Source organism: Klebsiella sp. HMSC25G12, assembly GCF_001807705.1.
Classification (GTDB): domain Bacteria; phylum Pseudomonadota; class Gammaproteobacteria; order Enterobacterales; family Enterobacteriaceae; genus Klebsiella; species Klebsiella variicola.
Genome location: NZ_KV789801.1, coordinates 15,386 through 27,373 on the forward strand (window position 1 = coordinate 15,386; position 11,988 = coordinate 27,373).

General features: G+C 55.8%; 12 protein-coding genes. 7 read left to right on the forward strand and 5 right to left on the reverse strand.

Annotated elements, in window-relative coordinates; translation table 11 throughout:
* Positions 1-318: 318 nt before the first annotated feature.
* The 5 genes from typA (at position 319) to fabY (ending at position 5,150) form a co-directional block, all read left to right on the forward strand.
* Positions 319-2,142 carry a ribosome-dependent GTPase TypA gene (typA, locus tag HMPREF3096_RS02035; RefSeq protein ID WP_008807909.1) on the forward strand — a complete coding sequence of 608 codons (1,824 nt, stop codon included), beginning with the start codon at positions 319-321 and terminating at the stop codon, positions 2,140-2,142.
* A 134-nt stretch (positions 2,143-2,276) separates the two neighbouring features.
* Entirely contained in the window at positions 2,277-2,876 is a 600-nt protein-coding gene (yihX, locus tag HMPREF3096_RS02040; RefSeq protein ID WP_008807908.1) for a glucose-1-phosphatase, read from the forward strand.
* Positions 2,870-3,730: a virulence factor BrkB family protein gene (locus HMPREF3096_RS02045; RefSeq protein ID WP_008807907.1), complete on the forward strand. Its 861-nt coding sequence runs from the start codon at positions 2,870-2,872 to the stop codon at positions 3,728-3,730. The genes yihX and HMPREF3096_RS02045 overlap by 7 nt, the downstream gene beginning before the upstream one ends.
* Positions 3,727-4,164, forward strand: coding sequence for a D-aminoacyl-tRNA deacylase (dtd, locus tag HMPREF3096_RS02050; protein WP_008807906.1), 438 nt, complete (start codon positions 3,727-3,729; stop codon positions 4,162-4,164). Before HMPREF3096_RS02045 ends, dtd begins: the two co-directional genes overlap by 4 nt.
* A gap of 44 nt (positions 4,165-4,208) precedes the next feature.
* Complete coding sequence (gene fabY, locus HMPREF3096_RS02055; protein ID WP_012543287.1) at positions 4,209-5,150, forward strand: fatty acid biosynthesis protein FabY; 942 nt, start codon at positions 4,209-4,211, stop codon at positions 5,148-5,150.
* 14 nt (positions 5,151-5,164) lie between these two features.
* Here fabY and HMPREF3096_RS02060 read toward each other — a convergent pair whose 3' ends face one another.
* Positions 5,165-6,082 carry an alpha/beta hydrolase gene (locus HMPREF3096_RS02060; RefSeq protein WP_032731536.1) on the reverse strand — a complete coding sequence of 306 codons (918 nt, stop codon included), beginning with the start codon at positions 6,080-6,082 and terminating at the stop codon, positions 5,165-5,167.
* A gap of 204 nt (positions 6,083-6,286) precedes the next feature.
* Between HMPREF3096_RS02060 and HMPREF3096_RS02065 the strand changes: the two genes are divergently transcribed.
* Together HMPREF3096_RS02065 and HMPREF3096_RS02070 are read left to right on the forward strand one after the other, a co-directional pair.
* Positions 6,287-6,529, forward strand: a complete 243-nt coding sequence (locus HMPREF3096_RS02065; protein WP_162550505.1) for a ribbon-helix-helix domain-containing protein — start codon at positions 6,287-6,289, stop codon at positions 6,527-6,529.
* On the forward strand, positions 6,529-6,912 hold the full coding sequence (locus tag HMPREF3096_RS02070; protein ID WP_032731537.1) for a type II toxin-antitoxin system VapC family toxin: 384 nt from the start codon (positions 6,529-6,531) through the stop codon (positions 6,910-6,912). Before HMPREF3096_RS02065 ends, HMPREF3096_RS02070 begins: the two co-directional genes overlap by 1 nt.
* A 173-nt stretch (positions 6,913-7,085) precedes the next feature.
* Here HMPREF3096_RS02070 and fdhE read toward each other — a convergent pair whose 3' ends face one another.
* From fdhE to fdnG, 4 genes are all read right to left on the reverse strand, one after another.
* A complete protein-coding gene (gene fdhE, locus HMPREF3096_RS02075; RefSeq protein WP_004150358.1) occupies positions 7,086-8,015 on the reverse strand; it encodes a formate dehydrogenase accessory protein FdhE in 930 nt (309 codons plus the stop codon).
* On the reverse strand, positions 8,012-8,647 hold the full coding sequence (gene fdoI, locus HMPREF3096_RS02080) for a formate dehydrogenase cytochrome b556 subunit (protein WP_008807902.1): 636 nt from the start codon (positions 8,645-8,647) through the stop codon (positions 8,012-8,014). Before fdoI ends, fdhE begins: the two co-directional genes overlap by 4 nt.
* A complete protein-coding gene (gene fdxH / locus HMPREF3096_RS02085; protein WP_002882822.1) occupies positions 8,644-9,546 on the reverse strand; it encodes a formate dehydrogenase subunit beta in 903 nt (300 codons plus the stop codon). The genes fdoI and fdxH overlap by 4 nt, the downstream gene beginning before the upstream one ends.
* 12 nt (positions 9,547-9,558) lie before the next feature.
* A partial coding sequence (gene fdnG / locus HMPREF3096_RS02090) for a formate dehydrogenase-N subunit alpha (RefSeq protein WP_228704794.1) occupies positions 9,559-11,988 on the reverse strand: 2,430 nt, incomplete at its 5' end.

Genomic DNA, 11,988 nt, shown 5'->3' on the forward strand with positions numbered 1-11,988 from the left:
AAGTGGCGTTGTTGCCTTAAAAAATATAAAGCGAAATCTGTGCCAACTTTTAAATGCCCTATAAAACGCTGTATCATGCGCACCATAGTGCAAAAGGACTGCACCATGATGGAGATAATGCACCAAAATAGTGCCTCAGTGTGAACATTGAGCACCATTTTGGTGCAATTTTTGTTACGGTGCCCTTTTATCGCTCCGTGAAAGCGGTCACAAAGAAACTCTGCAATACTTGTTTGCGGAGGATGTTTGTGATCCTGTTCAGTCCTTCGCTTAATACGTGTACAATAACGCGCTATTTCTAATGCCTGAGGCAAAGTTGTGATCGAAAATCTGCGTAATATCGCCATCATCGCGCACGTTGACCATGGTAAAACTACCCTGGTTGACAAGCTGCTACAGCAATCCGGTACGTTCGACGCACGTACTGAAGCACAAGAACGTGTGATGGACTCCAACGATTTGGAGAAAGAGCGTGGGATTACCATCCTCGCGAAAAACACCGCAATCAAATGGAATGATTACCGTATCAACATCGTTGATACCCCAGGGCACGCCGACTTCGGAGGTGAGGTTGAGCGTGTTATGTCCATGGTTGACTCTGTGCTGCTGGTGGTCGATGCCTTTGATGGCCCGATGCCGCAAACGCGCTTCGTGACCAAAAAAGCTTTTGCCCACGGCCTGAAGCCGATCGTGGTCATCAACAAAGTTGACCGCCCGGGCGCCCGTCCGGACTGGGTTGTCGATCAGGTCTTCGACCTGTTCGTTAACCTTGATGCGACCGACGAACAGCTGGACTTCCCGATCGTTTACGCGTCCGCGCTGAACGGTATCGCGGGCCTGGACCACGAAGACATGGCTGACGACATGACCCCGCTGTACCAGGCGATTGTTGATCGCGTGCCGGCGCCGGACGTTGACCTTGACGGTCCGCTGCAGATGCAGATCTCCCAGCTGGACTACAACAACTACGTTGGCGTCATCGGTATCGGCCGCATCAAACGCGGTAAAGTGAAGCCGAACCAGCAGGTCACTATCATCGATAGCGAAGGCAAAACCCGTAACGGTAAAGTCGGTAAAGTGCTGACTCACCTGGGTCTGGAGCGTATCGAGAGTGACGTAGCCGAAGCTGGCGACATCATCGCGATCACCGGTCTGGGCGAGCTGAACATCTCCGACACCATCTGCGATCCGCAGAATGTCGAAGCGCTGCCGGCACTGTCCGTTGATGAGCCGACCGTAACCATGTTCTTCAACGTCAACACCTCGCCGTTCTGCGGTAAAGAAGGTAAGTTCGTTACCTCTCGCCAGATCCTGGACCGTCTGAACAAAGAGCTGGTGCACAACGTGGCGCTGCGCGTTGAAGAAACCGAAGACGCTGATGCGTTCCGCGTTTCCGGCCGTGGTGAACTGCACCTGTCCGTTCTGATTGAAAACATGCGTCGTGAAGGTTTCGAGATGGCGGTTTCCCGTCCGAAAGTTATCTTCCGCGAAATCGATGGCCGTAAACAAGAGCCGTTCGAAAACGTGACGCTGGACGTCGAAGAGCAGCACCAGGGTTCTGTCATGCAGGCGCTGGGCGAGCGTAAAGGCGACCTGAAAAACATGAATCCAGACGGTAAAGGCCGCGTACGTCTCGACTACGTGATCCCAAGCCGTGGTCTGATCGGCTTCCGTTCAGAGTTCATGACCATGACTTCTGGTACCGGTCTGCTGTACTCCACCTTCAGCCACTACGACGACGTTCGTCCGGGCGAAGTGGGTCAGCGTAACAACGGCGTACTGATCTCTAACGGTCAGGGTAAAGCGGTTGCGTTCGCCCTGTTCGGTCTGCAGGATCGCGGTAAGCTGTTCCTCGGCCACGGCGCTGAAGTTTACGAAGGCCAGATCATCGGTATTCACAGTCGTTCTAACGACCTGACGGTAAACTGCCTGACCGGTAAGAAACTGACCAACATGCGTGCGTCCGGTACTGACGAAGCAACGGTTCTGGTTCCGCCGATTAAGATGACCCTGGAGCAGGCTCTGGAGTTCATCGATGACGACGAACTGGTAGAAGTGACCCCTACGTCTATCCGTATCCGTAAACGTCACCTGACTGAGAACGACCGTAAACGCGCAATGCGCGGTGCAAAAGAAGAGTAATTTTTCTTCTTGTTGTTCGCTAAACCCCGCCTCTCCGGCGGGGTTTCTTTTTTTCATTCCTGCATCATACGCCAATAGTCAAATCCTGCCTTTCCCGCTAAAGTTAATTTTCCACGGCGCGGAAGGAGACAAAAATGCTCTATATCTTTGATTTAGGTAATGTGATTGTCGACATTGACTTCAACCGGGTATTGGGAGCCTGGAGTGATTTAACCCGTATCCCGCTGGCGACGCTGAAGCAGCATTTCACCATGGGAGAGGCTTTCCACCAGCATGAGCGTGGCGAGATTAGCGATGAAGACTTTGCCGCCGCCATGTGTCATGAAATGAATATGTCCCTCAGCTATGAGCAGTTTGCTCACGGCTGGCAGGCGGTATTTGTCGCGCTGCGCCCGGAGGTAATTACCATCATGCATAAACTTCGTGCCCAGGGGCATCGGGTGGTGGTGCTCTCCAATACCAATCGTCTTCACACCACATTCTGGCCCGATGAATACCCGGAAGTGCGCGCTGCCGCCGATCGCATTTATCTGTCACAGGAGATGGGATTGCGTAAGCCTGAAGCGGAAATTTATCTGCGAGTACTGGAAGAAGAGGGATTTTCCGCCGCAGATACGGTCTTTTTTGATGATAACGTCGATAATATAGCAGGGGCCAACCGGTTAGGGATCACCAGTATTCTGGTGACCGGGAAGAAGACCATCCCTGACTATTTCGCGAATCAGCTATGCTAAAAACCGTTCAGCAAAAATTACACCACCATACCCGGCCGCTGCTGGCTTGGCTTAAGCTGCTGTGGCGGCGCATTGATGAAGACCATATGACGACTCTGGCGGGGAACCTCGCCTATGTGTCATTACTTTCCCTGGTGCCGCTGATAGCCGTCGTGTTCGCGCTGTTTGCGGCCTTTCCCATGTTTTCCGAAGTCAGCGTGCAGATTCGCCATTTTATCTTCGCCAATTTTATTCCGGCGACCGGGGATGTGATTCAGGGGTATATCGAACAGTTCGTGGCTAACTCCAGCCGTATGACCGCCGTAGGCGCGTTTGGCCTGATCGTCACCTCGCTGCTGCTGATGTACTCGATCGACAGCGCGCTAAACACCATCTGGCGCAGCACGCGCAGCCGTCCCAAAGTTTACTCCTTTGCCGTTTACTGGATGATCCTGACTCTTGGCCCGTTGCTGGCAGGCGCCAGCCTGGCGATCAGTTCGTATCTGCTGTCGCTGCGCTGGGCGAGCGATCTGGACGGCGTGATTGATAATCTGCTCCGCCTTTTCCCGCTGATCCTTTCCTGGGCGGCATTCTGGCTGCTCTACAGTATTGTACCGACCACCCAGGTGCGTAACCGCGATGCAGTGATCGGGGCGCTGGTGGCGGCGCTGCTGTTCGAGGCAGGTAAAAAAGCGTTTGCCCTCTATATCACCACCTTTCCGTCCTATCAGTTAATTTATGGCGTGATTTCGGTGGTGCCGATTTTGTTCGTCTGGGTGTACTGGACCTGGTGTATCGTCTTGCTTGGCGCTGAAATTACTGTCACTCTCGGTGAATACCGCAAACTTAAAACAGAAGAAACAGAACAACCATGATTGCATTAATTCAACGCGTATCCCGTGCAAGCGTTACCGTGGAGGATGAAGTGACGGGCGAAATTGGTCCGGGGCTTCTGGTGCTGCTGGGCGTCGAGAAAGACGATGATGAACAAAAGGCGAATCGCCTTTGTGAACGGGTGCTGGGCTACCGCATCTTCAGCGATGCGGACGGGAAAATGAACCTGAATGTCCAGCAGGCGGGCGGCAGCGTGCTGGTGGTTTCGCAATTTACGCTGGCGGCGGATACCGAGCGGGGGATGCGACCGAGTTTCTCGAAAGGCGCTGCCCCTGACCGCGCCGAGGCGCTGTATGAGTATTTCGTCGCCCGCTGTCGCCAGCAGGAAATGAACACCCAGACCGGAAGATTCGCTGCGGATATGCAGGTTTCTTTGGTCAATGATGGTCCCGTGACCTTTTGGTTGCAGGTATGACCCAGCTTCCGGGCAGGCTGCGGGTAACAAAAGAGAGTACGACTATGTATCACCTTCGTGTACCGCAAACAGCAGAAGAGTTAGAGAGCTACTACCAGTTCCGCTGGGAGATGCTGCGTAAGCCGCTGCATCAGCCTAAAGGATCGGAACGCGACGCCTGGGATGCGATGGCGCATCATCAGATGGTCGTGGATGAAGAGGGTAATCTGGTTGCCGTCGGCCGACTGTATATCAATGCGGAAAATGAAGCCTCCATTCGCTTTATGGCCGTTCATCCCTCCGTACAGGATAAAGGGCTGGGGACGCTGATGGCGATGACCCTGGAGTCGGTAGCGCGTCAGGAAGGGGTGAAGCGGGTCACCTGTAGCGCTCGCGAAGATGCGGTGGAGTTTTTCGCCAAGCTTGGCTTTGTCAATCAAGGGGAGATCACTACCCCGACCACCACGCCGATCCGTCATTTTCTGATGATTAAACCGATCGCGTCGCTGGACGATATTTTGCACCGTGGCGACTGGTGCGCGCAGCTCCAGCAGGCGTGGTATCAGCATATCCCGCTGAGTGAAAAAATGGGCGTACGCATTCAGCAGTACACCGGGCAGAAATTTATAACCACCATGCCGGAAGCGGGGAACCAGAATCCGCACCATACGCTGTTTGCCGGTAGCCTGTTTTCGTTAGCGACCCTGACCGGATGGGGACTTATCTGGCTGATGCTGCGCGAGCGGCATCTGGGGGGCACCATCATTTTGGCGGATGCGCATATTCGATACAGTCAGCCCATTAGCGGCCGCCCCAGCGCCATCGCCGACCTGGGATCGCTGAGCGGCGACCTCGACCGCCTGGCGCGTGGGCGTAAAGCCCGCGTGCAAATGCAGGTGGAGCTTTTTGGCGATGATAAACAGGGTGCGGTTTTCGAGGGGATCTACATCGTGCTGCCGGCGAAGCCTTTTGGTTCGTACGAAGAGGGCGGCAACGAGGAAGAGTAAGCGCCCTCTGGCCGTTATCGTCCTGGCGATGCCACACGCCAGGCGATATCCCGCATAGCATCACGCGCGGCGTGGCTGACGCCCCCCAGCTGAGAGAAGCCGTGGATCACCCCCAGATAACGCTGACAGGAACTCTCCACCCCTTGCTCCGTCAGCCTTCGGTACAGCACTTCGCCCTCATCGCGTAAAGGATCGAACTCAGCTGTCAGAATATGCACCGGTGGCAGCCCGTTAAAATCTTCGCGCCAGAGCGGACTGGCATCCGGATGGTTTGCCGGCGTCGAGGCGAGGTACATTTCGTAGCCGCTCAGTAGCGTGTCCCGGGTAATCACATAGTCATCGCCATTGCTGAGGTAGCTCGCCATGCTGGCGGTGGGGTCAAGCATCGGATAAATCAGAATCAGTTGTGCAGGATGCCACGCCGCTTTCGCTTTCAGGCGCAGGGCCGTGACCAGAGCGAGATGCCCGCCGGCGCTGTCGCCGGCCAGCGTGATGCGCGAGGCATCAATACCAAGCTGCTCCGCGTGCTGGTGAATAATCGTAGCACCTCGTTCTGCATCATCGTGCGCCGCCGGAAAGGTATGCTCCGGCGCCAGGCGGTACTGTACAGCGATCACCCGGCAACCGCTGAACATGGCTAACTGACGGAGTTGGTTATCGTGGGTGGTAAAGCCGCCGCTGACAAAACAGCCGCCGTGGTAGTAGATAAGCGTGGGTAGCAGGCCGTCGGCAGTGGGCGGTGAAACGACGCGGAAGTGCATACCCTCCAGGGTGATATCCTCCACCCGCACTCGCGTTTCCGTCTCCCCGGCGAGTACTGTACTGGCGATATAGCCGGCCCTCCGATCATCAATATGTTGATCGCGCGATGACGGACGACCTGCCGCAATAAATGCCTCAACCAGCGAAGCAATCCCTTTCTCCAGCGCCATATGAAGTTCCTTGTACTGTTTTAATATCCAGTGTTATAGCCTGGATTATGGCGAAAATACAGGCCTGTTGAGGTCGCCTGTGCATTATGGAAAGCGGCTCGCAAAAAAGCGTTTACCTGGCAAAATCCTTTTTGTTTCCGATTTCAAAAGCTGTAGATTGCTCATAACTTCATCACTGGTGATATACTTGAGGTATATATGAGCATGATGGCTGAAAGGGATATGGGCAGAATTCTTCTCGATTTATCAGACGATGTCATTCAACGTCTCGATGACCTCAAAGTGCAGCGTAACATTCCGCGAGCGGAACTGTTACGTGAAGCGGTTGAACAATATCTGGAGAAACAAGATCTAGCTAAAGATACCATCTCCAGTGCGCTGGGTCTGTGGCAAGACTGCGAAGAAGACGGCATGGAATATCAACGTCAGCTACGCAAGGAGTGGTAATGACCTCCGGATCTGCGCTTTTTGATACCAATATTCTTATTGATTTATTTAGCGGGCGTCGCGAAGCCAAACAGGCGCTGGAGGCCTGGCCACCGCAGAATGCGATCAGTCTGATTACCTGGATGGAGGTGATGGTTGGCGCTAAAAAATATCACCAGGAGCAGCGTACGCGAATGGCGTTAAGCACCTTTAATATCATTAACATCTCACAGGATATTGCAGAGCGAAGCATTGCGCTGCGGCAGGAGTATAAGCTTAAGCTGCCGGATGCCATCATTCTGGCGACGGCGCAACTCCATCGTCTGGAACTGATTACGCGGAATACGAAGGATTTTGCCGGTATTCCTGGCGTAGTCACGCCGTACGAACTACACCCTGAATAATTCGAGTGGCAGGAGGACGACAAGGGAGCGACAAACTCGTCTGAAAAGAGTGTGTCCAGCCAAAGGCTGGCCTCTGATGACAGTCAGTGACGCGGGTGAGTCATTCCTGACTACGCTCGTGTCGCAAGAAGGAAAGCGGGCGGCAAGAGCCGCCCGAAATCACACCGCAGAACTTACTCCCCTTCGCCGGGGAACATGAACGGGTTAATTGAGCTCCTGGCGAAGCCTTCCTGTTCCATACGGGCATCGAGCACCAGGGACGCCAAATCGTCGGCGACGGCTTCGACTTTCGGATCCTTCTCCTGATACATAATCTTCAGGTAGGTTCCGCAGTCGCCACAGCTTTCGGCTTTCACCGCTGCCTGCTCGTTGTCCAGCGACCAGTAGTGCAGGTCGCGGCTCTGTTCACAGTTGCTGCACTTGACGCGCACCACGTGCCACTCGGTTTCGCACAGGTTGCAGTGCAGATAGCGCAGCCCCTGAGTGGTGCCGATCTGCACGATGCTGGAGACCGGCATCGAGCCGCATACCGGGCAGAACTGACGCTGTTCGCCGTATTCGGCGCGCGCTTTCCCCGGGATCAGGCTGGCCATCTGCGCCCAGTAGAGCGACAGCGCGGCCCAGATGAACGGCGCTTTATCACTGCTGACGGAGGCGAAGTCGGAAACAAACAGCGCGCTGGCCATCTGCTCCAGCTCCTGCTCAGAGGCTTTTTCCAGATTCTCAATGACCGCCAGCGCCGGGCCGCTCATTTCCGGCTTCAGCTCGGCAATCAGCGAGTGCAACAGCTTGTGCCAGTGCTTGTCGCGCGGCAGAACGTGGATATCCAGCGGCGGTTTACCCTGTTCGCTGGCCGCTTTAATGCGAGCCGTCAGATCCATCTGCAGCGGATGGTCGTACAGCACCACTTCCTGGGCATGGGCGATCAGCGCGGCAAAGCGCAGGTAATCGCCCAGCGGGTTGTTGGCGGCCAGCTCACGCAGGCGTTCAGCGCGGCGGTTATACAGATTTTTCAGCCTGGGGAACAGTAACGGCGGAATTGCTTCCGCCGTGCGTTTCTCGCTCGAACCCAGCTCGTCTTGCGGGATTATGCGAATACTCATTCAGATGACTTTTCCTGTTTCTGGCGGACCTCTCGGTACCAGCGCGGGTGATGTTTCTTCGCCCACGTTTTGGTAACCCAGCCTTCCACCATCGCGGTAATGGTGCCTTTCACCCAGAGGGCGGCGTAGATATGCACCATGATAACCACAATTAACGCCACTGCGGCAAATGAATGCAGCATCAGCGCAAATCGGATCACCGGGATTGAGAAAGCCGGCGCAAAATACGGACGCCAGATGATCACACCGCTCACCAGCAGCAGTACCAGCAAAATAATCGCCGCCCAGAACACGCATTTCTGGCCGAAGTTATAGCGCCCGGTATCGCCCACCTCCTCGTTGACGACGATCTTACGAATATTCTTCGCCCAAAAGATATCATCCCGATTGATTAGGTTGTGGTGCCAGTAACGGAAAAACATGATGATAAACGACGCGAACATCACCACCCCGACGAACGGGTGGAGAATACGCGCCAGCTGCGGCGTACCGAGAATATGCATCAGCCAGTTAAAGGACGGGAAGAAAAAGCCTAACCCGCTCACTGCCGCCAGGACGAAGCAGAAGGCGGTGACCCAGTGGTTGATGCGTTCCGGCGCCGTGTAGCGCACGATGGTGTCACGTCTTTTCATTTGCGCACCTCGTCTTTCTCTTCATGCAGGTTGTCCTCTTCCTCTTCCGCGCGGTTCGGACCGACGCCGACGTAGTGGAAGATACTGGCTGCGAAGGTCGCGGCGAAGCCGACGGCCGCCAGCGGTTTCCAGATGCCTTTCCAGAACTTCACGGTCTGGCTGATCTCCGGGTTTTCCGGCAGGCCATGGTACAGATTCGGCTTGTCGGCATGGTGCAGCACGTACATGACGTGGGTGCCGCCGACGCCGGCCGGATCGTACAGGCCCGCATTGTCATAACCGCGGGTTTTCAGCTCAGCCACGCGTTCACCGGCCAGCGTTTTCATATCCTCTTTGGAGCCAAAGTGGATTGCGCCGGTCGGACAGGTTTTCACGCAGGCAGGCTCCTGGCCGACGGTCACGCGGTCTACGCACAGGGTACATTTGTAGACGCGGTTGTCTTCCGGGTTCAGACGCGGTACATCGAACGGACAGCCGGCGATACAGTAGCCGCAGCCGATGCACTGCTCGGACTGGAAGTCGACGATACCGTTGGCGTACTGAATGATCGCGCCTTCTGACGGGCAGGCCTTCAGGCAGCCCGGGTCCGCGCAATGCATGCAGCCATCCTTGCGAATGAGCCATTCCAGCTTGTCGTTTTGTTCCACTTCCGAGAAGCGCATGACCGTCCATGACTTGGCGGTCAGGTCCGCCGGGTTGTCATACACCCCGACGTTGTGACCGACTTCATCACGAATATCGTTCCATTCGGAGCAGGCCACCTGACAGGCTTTGCAGCCGATACAGGTGGTGACGTCGATAAGCTTCGCCACCTCCTGCTGGTGGTCCCGCGCCTGAGGCGCGGGGGTGAAACCGTTAGTCGCGGAACGACGAATAATATCTTGCGATTGATAAGCCATAAGTCGTCTCCGTTACACCTTTTCCACGTTCACGAGGAAAGCTTTGAACTCCGGTGTCTGCGTATTTGCATCACCGACGAACGGCGTCAGGGTATTAGCAATAAAGCCTTTTTTCGCTACGCCCTCATAGCCCCAGTGAATAGGAATGCCGATGGTATCGATATCCTTACCGTCAACTTTCAGCGTGCGAATACGCTTGGTCACCACTGCCTTGGCTTTGATATAGCCGCGGTTAGAGGAAACTTTCACGGTATCGCCGTGGCCGATGCCGAGCTTATTCGCCAGTTTTTCACCGATCTCCACAAACTGCTCCGGCTGTGCGATGGCGTTAAGCAACGCGTGCTTGGTCCAGTAGTGGAAGTGTTCGGTCAGGCGGTAAGTGGTGCCGACGTACGGGAATTTGTCCGCTTTGCCCATCTGCTCGAGATCGCCTTTGAAGACGCGAGCGGCCGGGTTAGAGACCACGTTCGGATGCAGCGGGTTAGTCCCCAGCGGCGTTTCAAACGGCTCGTAGTGTTCCGGGAACGGTCCTTCCGCCATCTTATCGATAGCGAACAGACGGCCCATCCCTTCCGGCTGCATGATAAACGGACCGACGTCGCTGCCAGGCGCGGCGGCGCTGTAGTCCGGAATATCCACGCCACCCCATTTGGCGCCGTCCCACTTCAGCAACTGACGTTTAGGATCCCACGGTTTGCCCTGCGGGTCCGCGGAGGCGCGGTTATACAGGATGCGGCGGTTGAGCGGCCAGGCCCAGGCCCAACCCAGCGTGTTGCCGAGGCCTGACGGATCGGCGTTATCGCGGCGCGCCATCTGGTTGCCGTCTGGCGTCCAGCTACCGGCGAAGATCCAGCAGCCGCTGGAGGTGGTGCCATCATCGCGCAGCTGGGCAAAGGAGCTCAACTGCTGCCCTTTCTTAACGATCACCGCGCCGGTCGCCGGGTCGGTGATATCCGCCAGCGCTTTACCGTTGCTTTCCATCGCCACTTCTTCAGATGCCGGCTCGTGCGGAGTGGAGTAGTTCCACGTCATGTTGAGCACCGGCTCCGGCGCAGGTCCGCCCTCTTCGGCATACATCTTACGCAGGCGAGTGAAGATACCGGCGAGGATTTCACCATCGGTGACAGCGATCCCCGGGGCGTCCGCGCCTTTCCAGTGCCACTGCAGCCAGCGGCCGGAGTTGACGATCGACCCGTTCTCTTCAGCGAAACAGGTGGAGGGCAGGCGGAACACTTCGGTCTGGATTTTCGACGGGTCAACATCGTTCGACTCACCGTGGTTTTGCCAGAAGGTGGACGTTTCGGTGTTCAACGGGTCGATGGTCACAAGGAACTTCAGCTTCGACAGAGAAGCCACCACCTTGTTTTTGTTCGGGAACGAGGCGACCGGGTTAAAGCCCTGGCAAATATAGCCATTCACTTTGCCCTGATTCATCATCTCGAAATACTGCAGAACGTCGTAGCTCTTATCCCACTTCGGCAGCCAGTCAAAGCCCCAGCTGTTTTCTGCCGTAGCTTTGTCGCCGAAGAAGGCTTTCATCATGGAGACGAAGAACTTCGGATAGTTGCCCCAGTAGTTGACCTGGTCTTTCAGCAGCGGCTTCGGCGTGTTAGCCGTCAGGTAGGTCTGCAGGTCGGCCTGTTTTTCATTCGGCAGCGACATGTAGCCCGGCAGGCTGGTGGAGAGCAGGCCGAGGTCGGTCAGACCCTGGATATTGGAGTGACCGCGCAGGGCGTTGACACCGCCGCCGGCCATCCCCATGTTGCCGAGCAGCAGCTGGATCATCGCCATGGTACGGATGTTCTGCGCGCCGATGGAGTGCTGGGTCCAGCCGAGAGCATACAGGAACGACGCGGTCTTATCCGGCGCGCTGGTTTCGGCAATGTATTCGCAAACTTTAAGGAAGTCGGCCTTCGGCGTACCGCAGATGTTTTCGACTACATCCGGGGTATAACGAGAAACGTGCTGCTTCAGCAGGTTCCAGACGCAGCGCGGATGTTGCAGCGTGGTATCGCGTTTGGCGAAGCCGTTCTCATCCAGCTCATAGTTCCAGCTGGTTTTGTCGTACTGGCGTTTTTCTGCGTTATAGCCGCTGAACAGCCCGTCGTCGAAGCTGTAGTCCTCACGCACGATCAGGCTGGCGTTGGTGTAGGCTTCGGTGTATTCGCGGTTGAATTTTTCGTTATTCAGCAGGTACAGGATCACACCCGACAGGAAGGTAATGTCGGTACCGGAACGAATCGGGGTATAGAAATCTGCCACCGATGCCGTACGCGTAAAGCGCGGATCGATAACGATGAGCTTGGCGCCATTATGAATTTTGGCTTCCATCGCCCAGCGGAACCCCACCGGATGCGCTTCTGCGGCGTTACCGCCCATCACCACGATCAGGTTGGCGTTCTTAATATCCACCCAGTGGTTGGTCATCGCACCGCGACCAAA

What these genes read in the sequence shown, in the direction of transcription:
- fdoI (WP_008807902.1), bottom strand. Translation starts at nt 8,647, where the DNA reads ATGAAAAGACGTGACACCATCGTGCGCTACACGGCGCCGGAACGCATC.
- HMPREF3096_RS02070 (WP_032731537.1), top strand. Translation starts at nt 6,529, where the DNA reads ATGACCTCCGGATCTGCGCTTTTTGATACCAATATTCTTATTGATTTA.
- HMPREF3096_RS02060 (WP_032731536.1), bottom strand. Translation starts at nt 6,082, where the DNA reads ATGGCGCTGGAGAAAGGGATTGCTTCGCTGGTTGAGGCATTTATTGCG.
- yihX (WP_008807908.1), top strand. Translation starts at nt 2,277, where the DNA reads ATGCTCTATATCTTTGATTTAGGTAATGTGATTGTCGACATTGACTTC.
- dtd (WP_008807906.1), top strand. Translation starts at nt 3,727, where the DNA reads ATGATTGCATTAATTCAACGCGTATCCCGTGCAAGCGTTACCGTGGAG.
- fabY (WP_012543287.1), top strand. Translation starts at nt 4,209, where the DNA reads ATGTATCACCTTCGTGTACCGCAAACAGCAGAAGAGTTAGAGAGCTAC.
- HMPREF3096_RS02065 (WP_162550505.1), top strand. Translation starts at nt 6,287, where the DNA reads ATGATGGCTGAAAGGGATATGGGCAGAATTCTTCTCGATTTATCAGAC.
- HMPREF3096_RS02045 (WP_008807907.1), top strand. Translation starts at nt 2,870, where the DNA reads ATGCTAAAAACCGTTCAGCAAAAATTACACCACCATACCCGGCCGCTG.
- fdxH (WP_002882822.1), bottom strand. Translation starts at nt 9,546, where the DNA reads ATGGCTTATCAATCGCAAGATATTATTCGTCGTTCCGCGACTAACGGT.
- fdhE (WP_004150358.1), bottom strand. Translation starts at nt 8,015, where the DNA reads ATGAGTATTCGCATAATCCCGCAAGACGAGCTGGGTTCGAGCGAGAAA.